Here is a 23,377-nt window from a genome sequence, read left to right as displayed (position 1 = left end):
AGTTTTATATGACCGAACATCAAAATGTAGACCACAGTGAAATAGCTAAATTTGAGGCCATTGCCGAACGTTGGTGGGATTTCGACGGCGAATTCAAACCACTACACGATATCAACCCTCTGCGACTGGATTTCATCGCCCAGCACGCACAAGGGCTGGCGCAAAAGCAGGCCGTGGATATAGGCTGCGGAGGTGGAATTTTAGCTGAAAGCATGGCCAAACTTGGCGCCCAAGTCACGGGCATTGATATGGGCCAAGAGCCACTCAATGTAGCGAAGCTGCACGCGCTGGAGTCTGGGGTAAAAGTGGATTATCAGTTAAGCACTGCCGAAGCATTTAGCGAACACCACAGTGAACAGTTTGATGTGGTCACTTGTATGGAAATGCTTGAACATGTGCCTGAACCCGAGTCGGTTATTGCCGCCGCCGCCCGCCTCGCTAAACCAGGAGCAAATGTGTATTTCTCTACGCTCAATAAAACCACTAAAGCCTATTTATTGGCAATACTGGGGGCGGAGAAGGTGCTAAAAATGGTTCCTGAAGGCACGCACGACCATAGTAAGTTTATTCGCCCCTCGCAACTTATAGCATGGGCTGAGCAACAAGGGCTCAAAGTGCGTCACAGCGCCGGCTTAAGTTATAACCCGCTGACAAAACAATTTACCCTTAACAACGACGTTAGCGTTAACTATATATTGCACTTCGAAAAATTACTGTGATCGAAAATGATCCGCACATTGTATTGGCAAATTCGCGGATGACGAATACACTATATCTGGTGGCTTGTTAATTTTTGAACACCAGATATAGTGATTTGAAATGATCGTCACGAATACAATTTAAGCGTATTGATGATAAAAAAATCAGTCGCTATCGGTACAAAAATTTCGTTTAAATTGTTTTTTTTGGCGTTGATTTTCATCTAAATACAGCTTTAAAAATGCTATAAGGTTAACGATCACTAACCCCTTGTAGTTATCCACAGATTGTCAAGGTATGCGCCTCTTGCAAAAGCATCGCTACCCCACTATCTTGTGAGTCGCTGTGATGAAAACACCATATATAGTGTTTAAATCTTGGCCAATTAGGCCGTGCTTTAATCTGCTGTACTCATAAATAGGTGATAGCGAAGCACTATCCTGGCAGTAAAGTAACATCCGCTGGTGTAAATACGGGCGGCAACACGTATTTCTCAGCCGTGCGCTAAGACAACTAATTATAAATACGGGCAATAACTATGAACCAACAGCTATCTGTTAGTAAACGCGACGGACGTAAGGAAGCGCTGGATTTAGATAAAATCCATCGCGTTATTACTTGGGCGGCAGAAGGTCTGAATAATGTATCTGTCTCACAAGTTGAACTTAAGTCCCATATTCAGTTCTATGACGGTATCCGCACCGAAGACATTCATGAGACAATCATTAAGTCAGCAGCAGATCTGATCTCAAAAGACACTCCTGACTATCAGTTTTTGGCAGCTCGCCTTGCCATCTTTCATCTAAGAAAGAAGGCTTATGGCCAATTTGAGCCACCGAAGCTGTATGACCACGTAGTTAAGCTCGTTGAAGATAAACGCTACGATCAACATTTACTCACTGATTACACTCAGTCTGAGTTCGAGCAAATGGATGCCTTTATTGATCATAGCCGAGACTTAAACTTCAGCTACGCCGCAGTAAAGCAATTGGAAGGCAAATACCTAGTTCAAAACCGTGTTACTGGCGACATTTACGAGAGCGCGCAATTTTTATATGTATTAGTGGCTGCCAGCTTATTCTCTGAATACCCAAAAGAAACGCGTCTTGACTATGTTAAGCGCTTTTACGATGCCGTTTCTACATTCAAAATTTCGTTGCCAACACCGATTATGTCGGGTGTGCGCACACCGACTCGTCAATTTAGCTCATGCGTACTGATTGAGTGTGACGATAGCCTAGATTCCATTAACGCGACTTCTTCTGCAATCGTTAAATACGTATCACAGCGAGCCGGTATTGGTATTAACGCTGGACGCATTCGTGCCCTAGGCAGCCCAATTCGTAACGGTGAAGCCTACCATACAGGTTGTATCCCATTTTATAAGCACTTCCAAACGGCAGTAAAAAGCTGTTCTCAAGGTGGGGTGCGCGGCGGCGCAGCCACACTCTTCTACCCACTGTGGCACTTGGAAGTGGAAAACCTGCTGGTCTTGAAGAATAACCGAGGTGTCGATGACAACCGGGTACGCCATCTAGATTATGGTGTGCAGTTTAATAAGCTGATGTATACCCGACTCATTAAAGACGGCCACATTACCTTATTCAGTCCATCGGATGTACCAGGCTTGTACGATGCCTTTTTCGAAGACCAAGAAAAGTTCGAACAGCTATATGTGCAGTACGAACAAGACGACAGTATTCGCAAAAAGCGTATCAAGGCCATTGAGCTGTTTTCGATGTTTTTGCAAGAGCGTGCCAGCACTGGGCGCATCTATCTGCAGAACGTGGATCATTGTAATACTCACAGCCCGTTCGATGCGAAAGTCGCGCCTATTCGCCAATCTAATTTATGTTTAGAAATCGCGTTGCCGACTAAGCCGATGAATAATGTTATGGACGAAGAAGGCGAAATTGCCTTGTGTACGCTATCGGCATTTAACCTCGGTGCTATTAATTCACTCGACGAGCTCGAAGAGCTGGCCGAACTAGGTGTCCGCGCCCTTGATAGCCTGTTGGATTACCAAGAGTACCCTGTTCCTGCTGCGTATAACGCCACCATGGGCCGCCGTACTTTGGGTATTGGCGTCATTAACTTTGCCTATTACTTAGCTAAAAATGGCAAACGTTATTCCGACGGCAGTGCCAACGCGTTAACACACAAAACTTTTGAGGCGATTCAATATTACTTAATGAAAGCGTCAAATGAGTTAGCGAAAGAAAAAGGCGCTTGTCCTAAGTTTAACGAAACAACCTATGCTCAAGGCATTATGCCTATCGATACTTATAAGAAGGATCTCGATAGTGTATGTGACGAGCCGTTACACCTTGATTGGGATGGACTACGCGAAAGCATTAAAACCCATGGTATGCGTAACTCGACGCTTTCAGCATTAATGCCTTCAGAGACATCATCGCAGATTTCTAATGCCACTAATGGCATCGAGCCACCGCGTGGGCACATCAGCGTTAAAGCATCTAAAGACGGTATTTTGAAGCAGGTAGTGCCTGAATATGAGCGTTTGAAAGAGCAGTACGAGTTACTTTGGGATATCCCTTCTAACGATGGCTACCTGCAACTTGTTGGCATTATGCAGAAATTCGTTGACCAAACGATTTCAGCCAATACCAACTATGATCCAAACAAGTTCGAAGGCGGTAAAGTACCTATGAAGTTACTGCTTAAAGACTTACTGACCGCGTACAAGCTTGGTGTCAAAACGTTGTACTACCATAACACTCGTGATGGTGCAGCTGACTCGCAAGACGAGCTTAAGCCAGAACAAGCCGATGACGGCTGTGAAGGCGGCGCGTGTAAAATATAATTACAGCATGCGGCTGTGTACAGCCGCATTCCTTTGTTGTTCTACCAAGTAGATTGAGACCCCACGACTATGTCATACACCACTTTTAGCCGTAATCATAACGACCAATTAAAAGAACCGATGTTTTTTGGGCAAACGGTGAATGTGTCACGTTACGACCAGCAGAAGTACCCTATTTTTGAGAAGTTAATTGAAAAGCAACTGTCTTTCTTTTGGCGCCCGGAAGAAGTGGATGTCAGCAAAGACCGTGTTGATTTTCAATCATTGCCCGATCATGAACGTCACATTTTCTTGAGCAACCTGAAATACCAAACCCTGCTAGACAGTGTTCAAGGGCGCTCACCCAACGTTGCCTTGCTACCTATCGTGTCGCTGCCCGAGTTGGAAACCTGGATAGAAACATGGGCGTTCAGTGAGACCATCCACAGTCGCTCATACACTCATATCATTCGCAATGTAACGCAATCCCCTGAGCTTATTTTTGATGACATTGTCACCAATGACAAAATCAATGAACGTGCCGACGCGGTGACTCGTTACTATGATGACTTAATTCACTTAACATCAATTTATAACCTGTACGGCGAAGGTCAGCACACCATCAACGGCGATGTCATTGATGTGAGCCTGTACGAGCTTAAGAAACGTTTGTATTTAGCGATGATGTCGGTAAATATTCTCGAAGCCATTCGCTTCTATGTGTCGTTTGCATGCTCGTTTGCGTTTGCAGAGCGTGAACTGATGGAAGGCAATGCGAAAATCATTAAGCTTATCGCTCGTGATGAAGCCTTGCACCTCTCTGGTACGCAGCACATGCTCAATATTATGCAAGAAGGTAAGGACGACCCGCAAATGGCAGAGGTAGCAGCCGAGTGCCGCGAACAAGCCATTGCGATGTTTGTCGATGCAGCGCAACAAGAAAAAGAGTGGGCTGAATATCTCTTCAAAGATGGCTCTATGATAGGGCTCAACAAAGACATTCTCTGTCAGTACGTTGAGTACATTACCAATGTGCGTATGAGCGCGGTGGGCTTGCCAACTCAATTTGAAACTCAAAGCAATCCAATCCCATGGATCAATGCTTGGTTGGTATCTGATAACGTGCAAGTTGCTCCGCAGGAAGCGGAAATCAGCTCTTACTTAGTTGGTCAAATCGATTCGCAAGTGGATGCTAACGACTTTGGTGACTTTGACCTTTAATATAAGTGGGGCCCCTTTGGGCCCCTACTCTTCCTAATCGTGTCTAACAAACCCGCTACAATCACACTTAATGGCCAAGCCCTGCTTCACCCAGAGCAGAGCCCCAGCTTGTTACATAGCCTAGAAAGCCAAGGTGTCGATGCGCCATATCAATGCCGTGAAGGTTTTTGCGGTGCTTGTCGAGCCAAGCTATGTCAAGGCAGCGTGGTGTATCGCCACGAGCCGCTTGCTTTTATTCGTGATGGTGAAATATTACTGTGTTGCTCCACCCCTGAAGGTGACATTACAATAAGTTTTGACGACTAGAACCAACTCACCTGCAGTGCTGAACGAACAAATACATCATTGGCAGTAATACTGATTTCATCACTGTCAACACTCACATGCCATGCCAAAGAGCGCGCCAACATGGCCTCTAAGCGCGCAATAAAAGCGTTTTCGATAGCAATTAGCTCAACTCGCTGATGTGCTAGTAACCAGTGCTGTAGCTCACTATCAACAGGCAGTACGGTGATCACATACAATTGTTGAGCCTCGTGATACAGCTTATTTAAGACCTTAATATCACCTGTGAACACTTCGATAACCAGCTCATAATCATCGAAATTATTTTTGGCATAAACATCACGCTGTGGTTTCTCACGAGCGTCACATAACGTAAGGTCATGGCGATAAGCAAATAAGCAAAATCCAAGCAGTCGTAGGATAAAGTGATGTAGGGATTCGTTATCTCGCCGCGCGGTTGTAAAATGCTCATTCAATTGGCAGTGATGAACGTTATCATTAATTGTAAAGTGTGCTTTAAACACCCTTCCTTTATCGCTCATAAGTCCCGCTTCCTGATCCTTGATACTTAGTAAGTATAGAGCAAGGCGCTGGGTAACAACGAATAAACTCGAGGTTATAGTATAACATTGTTGAGTTTATTGATTTGCTAATGTTATATTATAGCCAATGTCAGTAACTGGAAGTATTCTTATGTTCAAACCTGCGCCTCTTTCTCTCACTATTGCCGCGCTACTGAGTGCGCCCAATGCGCTCGCGGGCACTGTGACCGGAACCGTTATCGACCCTCAACAACAACCCATCGAAAACGTTATTGTCCACTACCATGGTAAACAGCAAAGCGTTCGTACCAATGCCAATGGTGAGTTTTCAATCACCCTAGATGCAGCGGGCGAGCTACATTTCAGTAAAGACGACTATATTGATAAGCGCGTGGCGGTCAACGAGCAAGACCAAACGGTTCAAGTCAACCTCACCCCCTCCGCAATTGAAACCGTTGTTGTTTACGCTTCGGGACTGGATAAAAATAACCTCGACATGGTATCGCCAGTATCTGTACTGAGCGGCGATGCACTGCGTGATAGCGCGCAACCAACATTGGGTGAGACTCTCAAAGGGATCCCAGGCATTAACGCCAGTTATTTCGGTCCTGTTGCATCGAGCCCTATCATTCGTGGTTTAGATGGCCCACGTGTAAAGATCACTCAAAATGGTTTAGACAGCAGTGATGCCTCTCGCGTCGGTCCGGATCATGCTGTGACCACCGAGTCTATTGCTGCTGAGCAAATAGAAGTACTTCGTGGCCCAGCTACGTTGTTGTATGGCTCTGGTGCTATCGGTGGTGTAGTGAACGTCGTTGATAACCGTATCCCCACCGATCGTATTGAGGGTTACGAAGGAGCGGCTGAATACAGCCATGATACCGTATCGACTACCAACACCTATGCGGGTAAGTTTGCAGCGGGTCACGATGGCTTTAATGTCCATGTCGATGGCACTGACCGTGTTGGTCATGATTATGAGACTCCACGTTTTTACACCCAAGAGCATGAGGGCGAATTAGAGGCTCACGATAAAGTGGATAATACCTTTATCGATAGTGCCACGGTTAATTTAGGCACCAGTTACGTTGCTGATCATTGGACCCTTGGTTTGTCTTATGGCCGTATTGAGAGCGACTACGGAATTCCAGCCCACTCTCATGACCATCACGATCATGAAGAGCACGGACACGATGAACATGGCCATGAAGAGCATGGACACGAAGATGAGCATGACGGTCACGATGAACATGCCGGCGAAGAGCAAGCCCACAATGTATTTGCGCGCGTTGAGCAAGACCGCTGGCAAGCGTTAGCAAGTTACTCATTCCACGACAGTATCATAGAAACACTGAGCGTTCGCGCAGGTTACACAGACTACCGACACGCTGAAGTGGAAGAACAGACAATCGGTACCTTATTCGAAAATACCACCCATGAAGCACGCATCAATGCCAAGCATCGCGTTGGTCAATGGCACGGTACATTGGGCTATCACTACACTGACTCTGACTATGCAGCTTCGGGTGCCGAAGCCTTTACACCTGCGACAGAAACGCAAGTACACGCCCTGTACTTGCTGGAAGAGCGTGAATTTGGTGACTGGACATTAGAGCTTGGTGCTCGCGTCGAAGATTACAGTTTGTCCAGCGATATAGCTGGTACATCAGAGCATGAAGATGAACATGACAATCATGACCATGAACAAGCGCATCATGATGAGCACCTCGAAGACCCAGAGCTAATCGCTTACGAGTATGATGAAACAAACATGAGTTTTTCATTAGGTGGGATTTGGCAGTACCAAGAAGGTTACAGTTTAGCTGTCAGTTTATCTCATTCTGAGCGTGCTCCACTGACGGCTGAGCTGCTATCTAACGGTGAGCATATCGCAACATCAACGTACGAGTTAGGTCTTGCTTATGATATAGAAGACGGTGAGGCGCACTTTAACGGCCAAAATGTGCAACAAGAAGTGGCAAATAACATCGATGTCAGCTGGCGTAAATACATCGGTGATTTTGGCGTTAACCTAAGTGTGTTCTATAACGACGTTGAAAACTTCTATTACCAACAAGATACTGGCTTGGTATATGAGCATGATGAAGGCTTCATTGCTGCACAGCTTGGCGATGAAGACGCCATGACAGTGTATCAATATCAGTCCCAAGACGCCGAACTTTATGGCTTCGAGTTAGATATGCACTACCAAATTAGCCAGCAATGGCGTATTAAGGGCTTTGCCGACTCGGTCAGCGCAAAACTCGATAACGGTGAGTATATTCCTCGTATTCCTGCCGCCAAGCTTGGCACCCAGCTTGATTACACGCTACAAAATTGGGACTTAGCACTTAAGGCCACGCACTATCTTGAACAAGATGATATTGCTGCCTCTGAAACGGTCACCGACGCTTATACCTTAGTTGATTTCACCGTTGACTATAACTTCGCCGTGGGGTCGTTTGATGGCGTGGCTTACATGCAATTAAATAACCTGACTGATGAGCTTGGCTTTGTTCATAGCTCCTTTATAAAAGAGCAAGCTCCGTTACCTGGGCGTAATCTGCGTCTCGGTATTCGCGCTTACTTCTAATTCGGTTAGACATAAAAAAGCCCGCATTTGCGGGCTTTTCTATGTTTGTAACCTTAACCGTGTTTACGGCGCCAGCCTAGCAGTGGTAACGCCAATAAAGCGAGCCAACCTAGACTTCCACTTTGACGCTCGTAGGTTTCTGCAGCCTCAGGTGGGCACTCTTCAACCTCACCGCCGGCGATAGGAGTGAGTTTCACTGGTTTGGCTACACTCTCGTATAGCGTCTCACCATCACTATCGACCTCCACTTCACCGAAAGAATTCAACTTAGGTTCGGTTTTAGTTGCAACACCATAAATGATGTTGTCATCATCAATGGCTGTTGCTTCGGCGAAGGTATACGGATAATTGCTTTCACCATCAACGTCGTAGCATGGCAACAAATCGTTAATATTAGCGATTTTGTCATCACCTAAGGTGTAGATGAAGCCTTCACGACGACGACTGCCTGAGTTAACAACATCGACTTCACCTTCTCCGACAATGACGCCCTGCTCGTTTATGTCACGGCCCACTGAGCTTGAACTGGTAAAGTAGTCTGTCGGGAACACTGTGGTGCCCGTTTCAATGTTATGGTAGAAGAACTTAGTCGTGCGTCGCCCTTCGATGTTTTTGGTGGCATAGCCGGTGACGATGCCATTATCAGTAATCGCCGTTGCCTTACCAGAGTACCAATCATCTTCTTGGTCGATGATTTCTAGTACTTCACCATCTATAAACAGGGCTGGCAGGGTATTAATGCGATTATCGTTGTTATTATCACGGATATGTGAATAACCAACGGCAACTCCTTGTGCATTAACGGCCAACGCCGTAGATACGAATGCACTGTTTTCGTCTTCTTCAATGCTCAACCCTAAACCAAGGTTCTTTGTATCAACCACATTTAAATCTGCATCCAAGGTCCACAACGTGGCTCGGCGGTCATACAAACCGTTGCGGGTATTGCTGGCGCTGCGATTTTCGATTTCCCAAACGCACACCGCAACCGGCTCATCTTCACCGTCGCAGCGATCGTCATAGTTATCTTGGCGATCTTCAGGCACGCCAGTTGAGCTATCACCAACCACATAGTAACCGCCATCAGGGCGCATAACGATATCATTCGCTGTCCCTTGACCGCCGTATAAATCGCTGATCACTGGCAAGGTGACTACCGTGCCGTCGACACCTACAACCACCCCGCGAGAGCGAAAATCGCGCACAAAATAGGTTTGCGCCTCATCATCGCCACTCGGCGTGAATTCTATTTGTTCATAAGGTGCTGATGACCACCCTGCGCGCACCCCATCTTCACTGATAGCGTTATATAAGTTGGCGACGCTGCGCGTCAAACCGTCGTAATGATTGCTTTGCTCGTCTAATAACACCTGCTCTGTTGCTGGGCTCGGTGTAAAGTTTACAGCCACGCTATCAGCAATTTTCTGCCAGTTGGCATCGCTGTTAACACTAGATGTTGATAGGAAGCTGAGCATAAAACGATGCGCATCAGCGTTGAGGTTACCTGCTTCGATATCGTCCAAGGTAAAGGTAATTTCTTTATCAATGGCTTCGAACTGACTACGCTCCCAATCATCGTATGCGTTGGTGATCTGGCTATCGCTAAAGTCTATGTAACTAACATCGATTGGAAGATTGTATACGCCACGAGCTTGGCCAATAACCTCGCCATTATTATTAGCATCAGTAACGTAATGGTGTTTCGCAATATCTAAGGTACTCAGCTCCTCCACCTGATAAACGGCACCATGGACATGGGCGCTCAAGCCGGTAAGAATGCTCAATGCGACTAAGGATTTTTTCATGTTCTTCCCTACTACTGATTTTGTAATTCTTCGAGTTCTTCCCAACGGGCGAACGCAGCTTCAAGCTTCGACTCAAGCTCGGCCAATTGGTTCAATTTAGCGCTGGTAGTTTCGTTATCTTGCTTAAAAAAGTCACTACTATTGACCTCTTGTTGCAATGTGTCAATAGCTTGCTCAAACTGTTCCACCTGCTCAGGTAAGGTTTCGAGTTCGCGCTTATGCTTATAAGACAGCTTATTACTGGATTTAGGCTTGCTAGTTTTGCTCTGCGCTTGTTGCTGCTCGGCCTCGGCACTGGCTTTACGCTGCGCCTCTAGTGCCGCCAACTGCTGGGCGCGATAAGCTTCATAATCGCTGTAACCGCCCACCACTTCGGTGATTTTACCATTGCCGTCAAATCCCCATACGCTGGAGCAGGTGTTATCGATAAACTCCCGGTCGTGACTAACAATCAACACCGTGCCTTGATATTGGTTAACAATATCTTCTAATAGCTCGAGTGTTTCAATATCAAGGTCGTTAGTCGGCTCATCGAGTACCAATACATTCGATGGCTGCAAGAAAATTTTCGCTAGTAACAGGCGGTTCTTTTCTCCCCCAGAGATGGCCTTCACTGGCGTGCGAGCGCGCTTAGGGGGGAATAGAAAGTCTTGCAAGTAACCCAGGACATGGCGTGAGCGCCCGCCTACATTGACTTCCTGCTTACCGTCCGCGACGTTGTCTTGCACGCTTGCCTCTTCATCAAGCTTGGCACGGTATTGGTCAAAATAAGCTATCTCTAAATTAACGCCTTGTTTAAGTTGTCCTTTGGTGCTTTGCAACTGCCCAAACAGTAGCTTCAACAAGGTCGTTTTGCCGACCCCATTAGGGCCGACGAGGCCAACACGGTCACCACGCATCAATAACGTGGAAAAGTCATCAACTATCACTTTATCACCAAAGGCATGGCATAAATGCTTGGCCTCGGCAACTAACTTGCCTGAACGTGCTGCGGTTTCAATATTTAAATCAACTTTGCCGACTTGCTCTACCCGTTGTTTACGCTCTTGTCGCAGTGCTTTCAGTGCGCGTACGCGGCCTTCATTACGCGTGCGTCGCGCCTTAATGCCTTGGCGGATCCACGCCTCTTCTTCTGCCAGCTTTTTATCAAACTCGGCGTTTTGTTGTTCTTGCACCTTTAAATCGTGGGCTTTGCGCTCTAGGTAAGTTGCATAATCCCCTGGATATGAGACCAACTGGCCACGATCCAAATCGAGAATTCGGGTTGCTAAGGCGCGGATAAAGGCACGGTCATGCGAAATAAAGATAATCGCGCCTTTAAACTCTTTCAAAAATTGCTCTAACCACTTAACCGATGCGACATCCAGGTGGTTGGTGGGCTCATCCAATAGCAGTAAATCGGGTTCACCAACCAGGGCCTTCGCCAATGCCACTTTACGCAACCACCCTCCTGAAAGAGTGGCTAATTGCGCGTCTGCATCTAATTCTAATTGCCCCAGTACGAGCTTAATTTTGGAATCAAATCGCCAGCCATCTTGGGCTTCGATCTCGGCAGAAATACTTGCCAGACGCGACAATGCTTTTTCATCATCGGCATGCTCAGCAAGCTGTGCGTTTAAGGCATGAAACTCTTTAAGTAATTTAGCAACGGTGGGCAGGCCATCGGCCACATAGTCGAATACGCTGCCCTCACTATCACGGGGCGGATCTTGCTCTAGGCGCGCGATTTTAAGCTCACCTACTTGATTAATGTCACCATCATCAAGAATGACATCACCGCTAAGGACTTTTAAAAAAGTCGATTTTCCGGCGCCGTTACGGCCAACGACACACACACGCTCGCCCTGCTCAATAACGGCATTGGCACCGTCAAGTAACGGATGAGTTCCATAGGCCAACTGGCCGTTTGTTATTCTAATAAGGTCCATACTGCTCTATCAATTTATTGATTGCCTGCTGGTCAAAAGGCCATCCCAGCTCGGCCTCGGGTCGATGTGCCAACGCCATAACGGGAATACGCACTTGGTAAGCGCTAAGCCACTCGGGATCATCGATGATGTCACGCAATTCAATAGTACTCACTTGTGGATGCTGCACCAACATTGCTTGCGCTTGCTCGCACAGGTGACACCCTTCGGTGTGATATAACACCACCTTAGCCACGGCGAATGACCCAGGCATTGTGAATATGTTTGTTACGGGCAAAATCTGCAGACTGCGTCTGCTCAGTGATATTTTCAACAACCAAGCCTTGTAAAGCCAATGCGTCTTCGTCCATCTTAAAACCACGTTTATTGTTCGAAAACACTAAGGTGCCATTTTTTGCCAATAACTTAGCTGTGTCTACCAATAGGCTGACATGGTCACGCTGTACATCAAAGCTTTCCTTCATGCGTTTTGAGTTTGAAAAGGTTGGCGGGTCGAGAAAAATAACATCGTACTCACCGCGCGTACGTTTTACCCACTCTAAACAATTGCCATGCTCAAAACGATAGCGCGGGCTCTTTAATTTATTCAATGCGAAGTTACGCTGCGCCCATTGCAGATAGGTTTTCGACATATCCACGGTGGTCACTGATTTAGCTCCGCCCAGCGCCGCTTGCACCGAGGCTGTGCCTGTATAGGCAAATAGGTTCAGCACCCGTTGATCTTTGGCGATATCGCGAATGTATTTACGTGCTAAACGGTGATCGAGGAAAATACCGGTATCAAGATAGTCATATAAATTCACCTCAAACAGCGCGCCATACTCGCTAATCACTTGGGTGCGACCTTGATTCGCTTGCGCTTGGTATTGACTGTCACCTTTTTGCCGCTGTCGCACTTTCAAGGCAACATTAGCTGGCGCCAGCGACAGCGTCTCACAGGTTAACATTAATACATCCTGCAGACGTTTCTGGGCGACGCTCTCATCGATGTTCTTTGGCGCAGCATACTCGTAGATCACCGCACTATCTGGATAGACATCCACGGCGACATTGTATTCAGGAATATCGGCATCATAAATACGATAAGCGGTGATTTGCTCTTGCTTGAGCCACTTTTTCAAACCTTGGCGGTTCTTTTTCAGGCGATTGGCAAAGGCCACCGACTGCTCAAAATGCAGTGGTGTTTTATCCCCTTTATGCCCTTGGGTCTGCTCTTCGGTAATGTCGTACAGTGCCAATACCGTATCGATGGGGCCATTTTTAAACTTGTATTGCTTGTGCTTAACTAATTTAAACAGCTTTAATAGTTCTGCATCACTTACTAGCAAAGCGCTGCGCCAGTGACAAAAGCCCTGTTTGAGTTGATGCCCCAGCTGGCGATACAGGGCCAAAATTTCGGCCATCGATCCCAAGCGCTCACCGTAAGGTAAGTTCGCAATGACCACACCTGGGCGTTTACACGGCGCCTTCATATTGGCCAAATCACCGGTGTCAAAATCGATATACTCGGCGGCTTCGGCGCGCGCGGCATTGTCTTTAGCCTTGGCAATGACGTTGGGATTAATATCATGACCAATGAGCCAAGGTTTAGCGCTGTCGTTAATCTCATCGCGCAGAGACTGCTTTAATTCTTTAAATTTGACCGCTCGGTGACTGGGTAAACGTTCAAAGGCAAACTGCTCACGTTGCAAACCCGGAGCAATGTTTTTTGCCATTAGCGCCGCTTCAATGAGTAAGGTGCCAGAGCCACAGGTGGGATCAAACAGCGGTTGCGTGGTGTCATCTAGCCAGCCACTGCGCATAATCAACGCGGCCGCTAGGTTTTCCTTTAAGGGAGCTTTACCCTGAGCGCTACGGTATCCACGCTGTGAAAGACGAGGACCTGAATAATCAATGTACAGCGTCAGCTTATCACGATTCAGCTTTGCCACCACCCGTACGTCAGGGTGCTCTTTGCTAACATTTGGGCGGCGCTCATATAAGTCGTGGAAGTAATCACAAATTGCGTCTTTGATAACAAGGCCACCAAACTGACTGTTTTTCAGCTGGCGGTTAGTGCCATTAAACTCCACGGCAAAAGACTGATCCGGCCCAAAATACTCTTGCCAAGGCTGAAAGCGAGCAAAATTATATAACGCGGTTTTGTCTTCAACACCACTGCCCTGTTGCAATTGCAGCATGACCCGAGTAGCAAGGCGCGTCGTTAAACAAATGCGTTGAGCAGTAAGGCTATCAGCACTGAACTCCACCGCGCCGACACGCTGTTTTTGTACTTCGGCGCCAAGCGCGCTGAGCTCTTGCTCGAGTAACTGTTCAATGCCTATGGAAGTAAGGGCAACAAATTGCAAAGTGACTATCCTATCTCGTAAATTCGCCGAGATTGTATCATAGCCGAGGAAGGTTAAGCGCGCTTTTGTTGGTTCTGAGCGGATAAAATAGGATGAATTCGGTTGTTCAGTACCTTGATAACCTCAAACTGTTTTAAGCTAAGATTTTCATCAAGTGCGAAGTGTGGTTCCAAGCACAAACAAACACTGGCGCCATCGGCACAATCAACAATGAGAAACTGGCCGCTTTGGCACTGTGAAGTAAGGCTAACAATGGCTTCTTGGTTGATATCTCGGCCGGTGTATGGCGCAAAAAACCAACTTTTAGCGAGCACAGGCTTGAGGTAGTGTTTTACCGCTGTGGCGTTAAGTGCTATTTGACAAATCTGCGCATCACTCCACAGATTAAAGGTACTTAGATACTCACCCACTTGCTTATAAAAGTCGGCGTCAAGGAGGTTAAATTGGGGCTCACTCAAGGCTTCATCTGTCAGCTGGCGCAGCTTATAGGGCGTGCAAAACTGCATCTCTCCCATATCGAGCACTAAGCGATTTTGCTCACTCGAAATTTGCCATTGCCAATGTCGTTGTGCCTGTAACATGTTGCCCTCTAAATCCGTAAAAGCCTTTGTACACCTACCTTATAACTTTGGATTATAGCGTTAGTTGATCCCATGTAAAATAGATTCTAAGAATATTTTATGAGGGATCAAACACTAACATAACTGATCCTTATAAGGCGCGAACGATCCTTTTCACTAAAGCCGGACCTTCATAGATAAAGCCGGTATACACTTGCAGTAGATCAGCACCGCCATCAAGCTTTTCCTTGGCGGCTTCGGCACTGTCAATGCCACCGACACCGATAATAGGTAAACGCCCTTGCGATAACCGTTTGATCTCTTTAATAACCTCTAGAGACTTAGCCCGCACCGGACGTCCTGATAGTCCGCCAGCCTCATCGGCATATTGCAAACCCGCGACAGCGCTGCGCTCTAAGGTGGTATTAGTCGCAATCACCCCGTCAATGCGGTTGTTCAATAACGATTGGGTGACCTGCTCGACTTGAACACTGTCTAAATCCGGTGCAACTTTAACCAGCATCGGGACTTGTTTATGGTGTTTGGCTGCCAAGTTTAGCTGTTCATTTTTCAAACTCGACAACAAGTCATCGAGCGCTTCGCCGTATTGCAAGTCACGCAGCCCTGGGGTATTTGGCGAAGAAATGTTAACGGTTATATACGAGGCATGTTCAAAGACTTTGCGCATGCAATGGATATAGTCGTCCTTGCCCTGCTCATTAGGCGTGTCTTTGTTTTTACCTATGTTGATCCCTAAGATGCCATCATAATTGGCGGCTTTGACATTCGCCACTAAGTTATCAACGCCTTTATTGTTGAACCCCATACGGTTGATCACCGCATGTTGCTCTGGCAAACGGAAAATGCGCGGCTTGTCATTTCCTTGCTGAGGTCGCGGAGTCACCGTACCCACCTCAATAAAACCAAATCCCATCTGGGCGAAGGCTTCAATGCATTCGGCGTTTTTATCTAATCCAGCCGCCAACCCCACGGGGTTTTTAAATTCAAGGCCAAGGAAATTAACCGGTTTGTCTGGAACTGACTGGGACCACGCCATGGATAAGGGCGTGTTGGCATAGCGGCTTAAATTAGACAATGCGAAGTCATGCGCCCACTCAGCGTCTTTAGTGAACATAAACCGACGCGCTAAATCATAAAACATGGAACCCCCAAAAAAATACCCCAGACAAAAGCTGGGGTATTCTACAGAGTTTTACTGCTTTTTAACAGCGGCGCTTACGCCCGTTGATCACAGTTGTGTGCAAGCAACATCAATTCCCGCAGTGCTACTGAGAACTTGGCAAAGTCATGGCTTTGCGAAGTCTTAAATTCGCTAAGCATTTGTTGCCAGCGATGCAATACAGCATTATTTGCTTCCATCCACGCGTCAATTTGCGCATCCACATCTTGCTCTTTGTCATCGAAGCTGCGCAGTACCACATCGGTTAATGTGCGTTGCTGCCAATCGAGCTCTTCGCGATAAGATGCACGCGCCAAGGCTTGCCAATGGTTTTGCACTGGCTGATGAGTGATTTGCGTTAAGAACCAGTGCAAGCCCATGCGCGCACCCAGCTTGAAGTAGGTGTTTGACACCAAGGCTGTGTTGCGCTCGGTTTGCGCGGCCACTTCGGCCAAGTCCATGGTGGAGAACAAGCTCGATAGTGACACAATACGCATCGCCAATTGAGCAGGTACGCCTTGATCGGCTAGGCTCTTGGCGTTTTCGCGGATTTGCTCGCTCTCATCACTTACCATGTAGCTGTGTAAGTTATCCGTCAAGTCTTTAAAACAAGGCGCAAAATGAGCGATGGTTTGCTCAATAGTCCATGCTTTATTACGGTGACGTAAGAACCAACGTGTTACTCGGCGTACAGTACGACGTAGCTGATACAGCATTTCTGTTTGCACTTCAGCATCTATCTTATTGTCGAGCGCTTCGATTTCCGACCAAGTCTGCGGCATATCGAAAATCTCGCGAGCAATGGAGTAACATAAGGCGATTTCAGCGTCTGATGCGCCCGTTTCTTCGTGCATACGCACCATGAAGTTTAAGCCCATGTCGTTGACGATGTTATTGGCCAACTTAGTAGCAATAATTTCGCCACGCAACGGGTGGTTATCCATGGCTGAATTGAACCGCTCACGCAGTGGTACAGGGAACGACTGGACCAGCAGCTGACGATAGTACGGGTTCTCAGTGATCTCATCGGTGACTAAGGTTTCTTTAAGCACCATTTTCGCATAAGACACCAACACTGACAGCTCTGGACGAGTCAAATCTTTACCCGCAGCAGCGCGCTCAGCAAGCTCTTCGTCAGTAGGTAAGAACTCAATAGCACGATCGAGCTTACCGTCTTTTTCAAGCGCGTGGATAAAGCGGATCTTCTCTTTTAATGTCGATGCGCCCTTAGATTGCGTCACGGAGATAGTGTGAGTCTGACGGTAGCAATCCTGTAGTACTAGCTCTGACACCTCATCGGTCATTGCGTACAACAGCTCGTCACGTTGCTTCTTAGTGAGCTCTCCTTCACCCACTAAGGAGTTCAGTAGGATCTTGATGTTCACTTCATTATCAGAACACGCCACACCGCCCACGTTATCGATAAAGTCGGTATTAATACGTCCACCTTTGGCCGCAAATTCAATACGACCAAGTTGAGTAGCGCCTAAGTTACCGCCCTCACCGAAGATTTTCGCGCCTAGTTCACCGCCGTTGATACGCAATGCATCATTTGCACGGTCGCCAACATCTGAGTCTGTCTCAGACTTAGCCTTCACATAGGTGCCAATGCCGCCGTTCCACAACAAGTCGACTGGCATCTTCAGGAGCGCTTTGATTAGCTCATTAGGCGTCATCGCCGCTTTCTTAGTGCCCACCATCTTCTTGATTTCAGGCGTTAAGGTAATCGACTTAGCACTGCGGGCAAAGATACCACCGCCTTTGGAGATGAGTTCACTGTTATAGTCTTCCCAGCTCGAGCGCGGTAATTCAAACAAGCGCTTACGCTCGTCCCAAGATGTTGCAGCATCGGGGTTCGGGTCGATGAAAATATGCATGTGGTTAAAAGCCGCCTGCAGACGGGTATGCTTCGAGAGCAACATGCCGTTGCCGAATACGTCGCCGGCCATATCACCGATGGCAACCGCTGTGAAATCGTTGTTCTGGCAATCAATACCAATTTCGCGGAAATGACGTTTAACAGACTCCCACGCGCCTTTTGCGGTAATCCCCATCTTCTTGTGGTCATAACCAATCGAGCCACCGGAAGCAAAGGCATCACCTAGCCAGAAGTCATATTCGCCAGCGATCCCGTTGGCAATATCAGAGAAGGTGGCGGTGCCTTTATCGGCGGCGACCACTAAGTACGGGTCATCTTCGTCATGACGTGTGACATTCTCTGGCGGAACAATGTCGCCATGTACGATGTTATCAGTGATATCGAGCAAACCACGGATAAAGATTTTGTAGCACTCTTGCCCTTCTTTAAAGAAGGCTTCACGCTCACTTGGCAGTTGCTTACAAACAAAACCACCTTTTGAGCCAACAGGCACAATAACGGTGTTCTTAACCTGCTGCGCTTTTACAAGGCCCAAAACCTCGGTACGGAAGTCTTCACGACGGTCTGACCAACGCAATCCGCCGCGCGCTACTTTACCGCCGCGAAGGTGAACACCTTCAACACGTGGTGAGTAGACAAAAATTTCAAACGCCGGCAGTGGCAATGGCATCTCTGGAATCAAGCTTGGCTTGACCTTGAAAGAGATATACGACTTGAATACGCCGGTGTCATCTTTCTGGTAATAGTTAGTGCGCAGTGTGGCGTTGATCATATCAACGTACAAGCGAATGATGCGGTCATCATCAAGGTTGGCAACGTTCTCGAGCGATTCATACACCTGAGCAACGAGCTTCTCCAAGGCTTTTTCGCTGCCTGGTGCTTTCACTGAGAACTTTTTCGCAAACAGCTTCACGATTTGTGTCGCAATATCTGGGTAGTTAGCGAAGGTGCTTTCAATGTAAGTCTGCGAGAACGTCACTCCGATTTGGCGCATGTACTTGGCATAAGCACGCAAAATCGAGGCTTCGCGGCCCGTTAAGCCACCATTGAGCACTAAACGGTTAAAGCCGTCGTTTTCCAGGCGGTTATTCCATACATCGGTGAGCGCTTTTTGGAAACGCGCAGATACTTTGTCAAAGTCAGCGATCTCTTTGTTGTCGAGCAACATTGAGAAGTCCATAATCCAGTTCACTTGGCCGTCTGAGGTTTTTACTGCATACGGCGTTTCACCGATAACGCGTAAGCCAAAGTTTTCTAACATCGGCATCACGTCAGACAAATGGATAGGCTCGTCTTTGTGGAACAACGACAAACGAACAATATTCGAGCTCACTTCTTCTTGTGGGCGGTAGAACAACATCTCTAGTTTGTTGTCGTCATTGAGCAGCTCAAGCTTTTCAATATCAACCACTGCGGCACTTGGCAACACTTGGTCTTTATACGAGCTGGCGAAGGCGTTGGCATATTTACGGTTTAATTCGTTACCGCGCGCTTCGCCGTTGCTGCCTAATAGCGCTGATTGTAGTTTGTCTTCCCAAGTACGGGCTGCTTCTACTAAATTATTTTCGATTTCTTTCACGTCGTAATCTACGTCACTGTTGTTAACTCGCACAATATAGTGGGTACGAGCAAGGCTGGACTCGGAGAAATAGGTGGTAAAGCTGACTTTCTCATCGGAGCCAAAGGCATCAGCAAGAATTTGCTGCGTTTCACGGCGCAGTGCAGTGTTATAACGCTCACGTGGTACATACACCATGCACGAGAAAAAGCGTCCGTAAGTGTCTTTGCGCACAAACAGGCGACACATGTCGCGCTCTTGAATATGTAAAACCCCCATGGCTACATCCAGTAGCTCTTGTTCGCGGGCTTGTACTAGCTCATCACGAGGATAGGTTTCGAGAATATTAAGGACCGCTTTGTAGGCGTGGGTGCCCTCGGCAAAGTCGCTCATCTCTAGAACACGACGAATTTTCGACTTTAACACGGGTACATCGGCCGCACTGTTGTTGTAGAAACTGGATGAGAACAAGCCAATAAAGCGGTCCTCGCCAATGACGTTGCCGTCTTTATCAAAGCGCTTCACACCGATGTAATCGATGTGTGCAGGGCGATGCACTCGCGATACCGAATTGGTTTTCGTTAATACCAACAAATTATTGCTGCGTGCTTCTTTGCGTGCGATTTCTGGCATATTAGAAAGTAACCGCACTTGCTCTTCGTCAGAGTTCTTCATTAACCCTAGACTTGTGCCTTTCACACCGCTGAGCTGATGATCACCTTTTACCGGCTTAAGTTCGTATTGACGATAGCCCATCAAGGTAAAGTTATCGCTGGCCAGCCACTCTAGAAATTCAACCGTTTCGTTTAATTCGGTTTTATCGACATTGTGTGGACGCTTAGGGAGATCGTTAATCACATCCAGCAACTGCTGACGAATGGGTTGCCAGTCTTCAACAGCCACCGACACATCATTAAGCACAGAATCAAGCTCTTCTTTAAACGCTTTAATTTCCGCGTCATCGGTCTGGCGATCGATTTCAATAAAGAACACGGTTTTGGTCGAGCTCGACTCTTGTTCCGCTTTTAAGTTTGAGAGATTAGTAATAGTGCCATCTTTATCGCGCTGAATTTTCAATGGCGTATGCAGTAATAAGTGAGAAGCGATGTTCGCGCGGTTAAGTGCCATGCGAACTGAGTCAACGAGAAACGGCATATCTTTAGCAATGATCTCGACAATGGTATGCGAGGACTGCCAGCCGTGCTTAGCAACTTCGGGATTGAATACGCGGATAACAGCATCATCGCCTTTTTTACTCTCTAACGAGTTCCAAAGGCTCAACGCTGCGCCGTAGAGGTCACTGTCGTTTCGGTGTGTCAGATCTTCATTCGACATGTTGCGATAAAGCGCCTTGGCGAATTTGTCGACCAGTGACACTTTGTCTGCGTGAACTTTGCTTTGAATAAGCTTGCTGACGTTATTAAGAATAACGGAAGCGTGACCATCATTTTGTGTCATTGTGTGTTCCTTAATCTATACCGCCTTGTGAACGGGTGACTGAATAGCGTGGAGTCAGTTAAATTCTAACGCTTTTGCAGCTAATAAAAAGCCTTTTCGATGAAATCAGACCAATGATTTCAGCATGTTGGCATTCTATTCACAAAATATAGATAGAAATGGCCGGTTAAGGCCATTTCTGTACACAAGTATTCACATTATTTTTTCTGGTCAGACCAGAGGAAGGCACCAATTGCTGGCAAAATGAGCACTGCACCGAGCATATTCACTAAGAACATGAAGGTCAGCAAGATGCCCATATCCACTTGGAACTTCAATGCAGAGAAGATCCAAGTGCTCACTCCCACCGCCAAGGTAATACCAGTAAAGAGCACGGCACTGCCTCGCTCAGCTAGGGCATTTCGATACGCTTCACTTAAGTGCACGCCTTGTTTGAGCTGAGTCATCATTGACGAGAGAATATAAATACCATAGTCGACACCGATACCCACCCCCAGTGCAATGACGGGTAAGGTCGACACCGTTAGGCCTATTTCCAGCCCCACCATCAGCGCCTGCGCCAACGTTGAAACAATGTATAGCGGCAACACCACGGCGATAGTGGCGCGCAGTGAGCGGAAGCTCAATAAACACAATACGATCACCGCACCGTAGACGTACAGCATCATCGGCGTTTGCGCTTTCGATACCGATTCATTCGTTGCCGCCATCACCCCAATTGGTCCGGATGCCAGTCGGAATGACACTTTGTCTGTGCCAAATTCAGCACCGTATTCTTTCACTGCAGCCACTACGCGCTCTATGCTCTCGGCCTTGTGATCTTCCATAAAGATGATCACTGGCATCACCGAGCAATCGCCATTGAGAAGACCTGAACTGGTTTCCACCCGTGAAGTTGCTTGCACGAGAGAAGCGCTATTGCGTGGTAGCGTTTGCCACTTCAAATTGCCTTCGTTGTAACCGGCATTCACGGCTTTAGCGACACTGGCTAGAGAAACACTGCTTTGCACCCCAGGGATATTATCCATACGCCATTGGAATTGGCTGATACGGTCCATCACTTCGTGCTCGGTACAAGCTGCTGGGTAGGCTTCGACAATCACTTTCAAGATATCGACAGATATACTGTAGCGATCAGAGATGAGGAAGGTGTCTTGGTTGTAACGCGCCTCCTCGTGTAGCGCCGGTGCCCCAGCGTGTAAATCGCCTATGCGCATGTTTTGTGACTGCCAGTAGCCAAATGCAAACAACACAGCGGTGCAAATTAAAATAGCCGTCGCATTTTTCTTGTTAGTGGTGGCAACCAACAATTCACGGAGCTTAAATAGCGCGTTCTTATTGGCATTATCGGCTTCTAGTACCGCGAGCTTTGAAAAGGTCAGATAAGACGCTATCACAGGCAACAGAAGCAGGTTAGTGAAGATGATCACCGCCACACCTAAACTGGCTGTAATCGCCAACTCGCGAATAATACCGATGTCTATCGCCAGCAAGGTTAAGAAGCCCACCGTATCCGATAGCAAAGCAATGCCGCCGGGGATCAGTAAGGCTTTAAAGCTTGATTGCGCAGCGGTTTTGGCATCACTGCCTAACTGCACTTTCTTGGCAATGCCGTTGATCATCTGCACACCGTGGCTCACGCCAATAGCAAATACCAAGAACGGCACTAAAATCGACATTGGATCAAGGCCAAAGCCAAGTGTTGATAGCAGCCCCATTTGCCAAACCACAGCAATAATCGAGCAGCCTATTGGCAGCAGTGTGAGCTTGAAGCTTTTACAAAACAGCCAGACCATCACTAAGGTAATTGCGATGGCGATAGCGAAGAAAAGAACCACGTCTTTGGCACCCTCAGCAATATCACCGGCCATTTTTGCAAAGCCGATAATATGGATGCTGACGTTGTCAGTGCTTAAAGGAGTGCGAATTTTACTCTCTAATTGCTCTGCAATATCAAGAGTGTCGAGCTTTTCACCGGTTTGTGGGTCAAACTCCATGAGCTGAGCGCTGACCATGGCACAGGAATAGTCCGAGGCCACCATGCGCCCTACAACTTTGGCCTTTTCAATATTTTCTTTTACTCGTGCAAGGCCTGCTTTGTCGGCACTGAAGTTTGCAGGAATAATAGGGCCACCGCTGAATCCATCTTCAACCACCTCAACAAAGCGCGCGCTTGGAGAGTAAATTGAATTAACCAGTGGGCGGTTAACCCCAGGGATGAAATACAGTTGGTCGTGTACCGCTTTTAATTGGGTAAAAAATTCCGGGTTAAAAATATCGCCACGCGCATCACACACGGAAATGAGAATGCCGTTGGCGCCACCAAACTGCTTCTCGTGTTTGGTATACACCTTCATGTATTGGTGATTAAGCGGGATATTCTTATTGAACGACGCATCTAATTGCAGTTTAGTTGCCTGCCACGCCAAGGCCACGGTGGCGATAATAAAGGCCAAGATCACCCACATGCGATGGCGGAATAAACTGCGCTCTAATAATTCCACTAAAGTTTGCATGA

Annotated in this window: 14 protein-coding genes; 5 read left to right on the top strand and 9 right to left on the bottom strand. The window is 47.3% G+C overall.

Features of this window, described 5'->3' with window-relative positions:
* Window positions 1–8: 8 nt before the first annotated feature.
* From ubiG to yfaE, 4 genes are all read left to right on the top strand, one after another.
* Entirely contained in the window at window positions 9–719 is a 711-nt protein-coding gene (ubiG, locus tag MHM94_RS04225; RefSeq protein ID WP_151172837.1) for a bifunctional 2-polyprenyl-6-hydroxyphenol methylase/3-demethylubiquinol 3-O-methyltransferase UbiG, read from the top strand.
* Between the two features lie 518 nt (window positions 720–1,237).
* Complete coding sequence (gene nrdA / locus MHM94_RS04220) at window positions 1,238–3,523, top strand: class 1a ribonucleoside-diphosphate reductase subunit alpha (RefSeq protein ID WP_022943829.1); 2,286 nt, start codon at window positions 1,238–1,240, stop codon at window positions 3,521–3,523.
* Window positions 3,524–3,592: 69 nt separating this feature from the next.
* Window positions 3,593–4,723 (top strand): class Ia ribonucleoside-diphosphate reductase subunit beta, encoded by a 1,131-nt coding sequence (nrdB, locus tag MHM94_RS04215; RefSeq protein ID WP_045978727.1) that lies wholly within the window; start codon window positions 3,593–3,595, stop codon window positions 4,721–4,723.
* Between the two features lie 60 nt (window positions 4,724–4,783).
* A complete protein-coding gene (yfaE, locus tag MHM94_RS04210; protein ID WP_272946256.1) occupies window positions 4,784–5,029 on the top strand; it encodes a class I ribonucleotide reductase maintenance protein YfaE in 246 nt (81 codons plus the stop codon).
* Here the strand turns inward: yfaE and MHM94_RS04205 are convergent.
* Entirely contained in the window at window positions 5,026–5,550 is a 525-nt protein-coding gene (locus tag MHM94_RS04205; RefSeq protein WP_235419065.1) for a YaeQ family protein, read from the bottom strand. The two genes, yfaE and MHM94_RS04205, sit on opposite strands and share 4 nt — an antisense overlap.
* A 151-nt stretch (window positions 5,551–5,701) precedes the next feature.
* Here MHM94_RS04205 and MHM94_RS04200 point away from each other — a divergent pair, with 151 nt between their 5' ends.
* A complete protein-coding gene (locus tag MHM94_RS04200; RefSeq protein ID WP_235419066.1) occupies window positions 5,702–8,143 on the top strand; it encodes a TonB-dependent receptor in 2,442 nt (813 codons plus the stop codon).
* 53 nt (window positions 8,144–8,196) lie between these two features.
* Here MHM94_RS04200 and MHM94_RS04195 read toward each other — a convergent pair whose 3' ends face one another.
* The 8 genes from MHM94_RS04195 to MHM94_RS04160 form a co-directional block, all read right to left on the bottom strand.
* A complete protein-coding gene (locus MHM94_RS04195; RefSeq protein WP_235419067.1) occupies window positions 8,197–9,948 on the bottom strand; it encodes a DUF3466 family protein in 1,752 nt (583 codons plus the stop codon).
* A gap of 11 nt (window positions 9,949–9,959) precedes the next feature.
* A complete protein-coding gene (locus MHM94_RS04190) occupies window positions 9,960–11,876 on the bottom strand; it encodes an ABC transporter ATP-binding protein (protein WP_235419068.1) in 1,917 nt (638 codons plus the stop codon).
* The gene (locus MHM94_RS04185) at window positions 11,863–12,129 is read right to left on the bottom strand and encodes a glutaredoxin family protein (RefSeq protein ID WP_235419069.1); all 267 of its coding nucleotides are present in this window, start codon (window positions 12,127–12,129) and stop codon (window positions 11,863–11,865) included. Before MHM94_RS04185 ends, MHM94_RS04190 begins: the two co-directional genes overlap by 14 nt.
* Window positions 12,104–14,224, bottom strand: coding sequence for a bifunctional 23S rRNA (guanine(2069)-N(7))-methyltransferase RlmK/23S rRNA (guanine(2445)-N(2))-methyltransferase RlmL (gene rlmKL / locus MHM94_RS04180; RefSeq protein WP_235419070.1), 2,121 nt, complete (start codon window positions 14,222–14,224; stop codon window positions 12,104–12,106). Before rlmKL ends, MHM94_RS04185 begins: the two co-directional genes overlap by 26 nt.
* A 53-nt stretch (window positions 14,225–14,277) precedes the next feature.
* A complete protein-coding gene (locus tag MHM94_RS04175; protein WP_022943964.1) occupies window positions 14,278–14,805 on the bottom strand; it encodes a cell division protein ZapC domain-containing protein in 528 nt (175 codons plus the stop codon).
* A gap of 130 nt (window positions 14,806–14,935) precedes the next feature.
* Complete coding sequence (gene pyrD, locus MHM94_RS04170) at window positions 14,936–15,946, bottom strand: quinone-dependent dihydroorotate dehydrogenase (protein ID WP_235419071.1); 1,011 nt, start codon at window positions 15,944–15,946, stop codon at window positions 14,936–14,938.
* Between the two features lie 74 nt (window positions 15,947–16,020).
* On the bottom strand, window positions 16,021–20,859 hold the full coding sequence (locus MHM94_RS04165; protein WP_022943966.1) for an NAD-glutamate dehydrogenase: 4,839 nt from the start codon (window positions 20,857–20,859) through the stop codon (window positions 16,021–16,023).
* Window positions 20,860–21,056: 197 nt separating this feature from the next.
* Window positions 21,057–23,375: an MMPL family transporter gene (locus tag MHM94_RS04160; RefSeq protein ID WP_022943967.1), complete on the bottom strand. Its 2,319-nt coding sequence runs from the start codon at window positions 23,373–23,375 to the stop codon at window positions 21,057–21,059.
* Window positions 23,376–23,377: the final 2 nt, after the last annotated feature.

The organism is Pseudoalteromonas sp. CNAT2-18.1, from assembly GCF_022347865.1.
GTDB classification, from domain to species: domain Bacteria; phylum Pseudomonadota; class Gammaproteobacteria; order Enterobacterales; family Alteromonadaceae; genus Pseudoalteromonas; species Pseudoalteromonas ruthenica.
The sequence above is the reverse complement of the archived record's forward strand: the minus strand, read 5'-3'. Positions and strand labels throughout refer to the sequence as shown.

Excerpts from the sequence above, each read along its gene's own strand:
- MHM94_RS04175 (WP_022943964.1), bottom strand. The coding sequence starts at position 14,805 with ATGTTACAGGCACAACGACATTGGCAATGGCAAATTTCGAGTGAGCAA.
- MHM94_RS04200 (WP_235419066.1), top strand. The coding sequence starts at position 5,702 with ATGTTCAAACCTGCGCCTCTTTCTCTCACTATTGCCGCGCTACTGAGT.
- nrdA (WP_022943829.1), top strand. The coding sequence starts at position 1,238 with ATGAACCAACAGCTATCTGTTAGTAAACGCGACGGACGTAAGGAAGCG.
- ubiG (WP_151172837.1), top strand. The coding sequence starts at position 9 with ATGACCGAACATCAAAATGTAGACCACAGTGAAATAGCTAAATTTGAG.
- MHM94_RS04165 (WP_022943966.1), bottom strand. The coding sequence starts at position 20,859 with ATGACACAAAATGATGGTCACGCTTCCGTTATTCTTAATAACGTCAGC.
- MHM94_RS04190 (WP_235419068.1), bottom strand. The coding sequence starts at position 11,876 with ATGGACCTTATTAGAATAACAAACGGCCAGTTGGCCTATGGAACTCAT.
- MHM94_RS04205 (WP_235419065.1), bottom strand. The coding sequence starts at position 5,550 with ATGAGCGATAAAGGAAGGGTGTTTAAAGCACACTTTACAATTAATGAT.
- MHM94_RS04195 (WP_235419067.1), bottom strand. The coding sequence starts at position 9,948 with ATGAAAAAATCCTTAGTCGCATTGAGCATTCTTACCGGCTTGAGCGCC.
- MHM94_RS04185 (WP_235419069.1), bottom strand. The coding sequence starts at position 12,129 with ATGCCTGGGTCATTCGCCGTGGCTAAGGTGGTGTTATATCACACCGAA.
- MHM94_RS04160 (WP_022943967.1), bottom strand. The coding sequence starts at position 23,375 with ATGCAAACTTTAGTGGAATTATTAGAGCGCAGTTTATTCCGCCATCGC.
- pyrD (WP_235419071.1), bottom strand. The coding sequence starts at position 15,946 with ATGTTTTATGATTTAGCGCGTCGGTTTATGTTCACTAAAGACGCTGAG.
- nrdB (WP_045978727.1), top strand. The coding sequence starts at position 3,593 with ATGTCATACACCACTTTTAGCCGTAATCATAACGACCAATTAAAAGAA.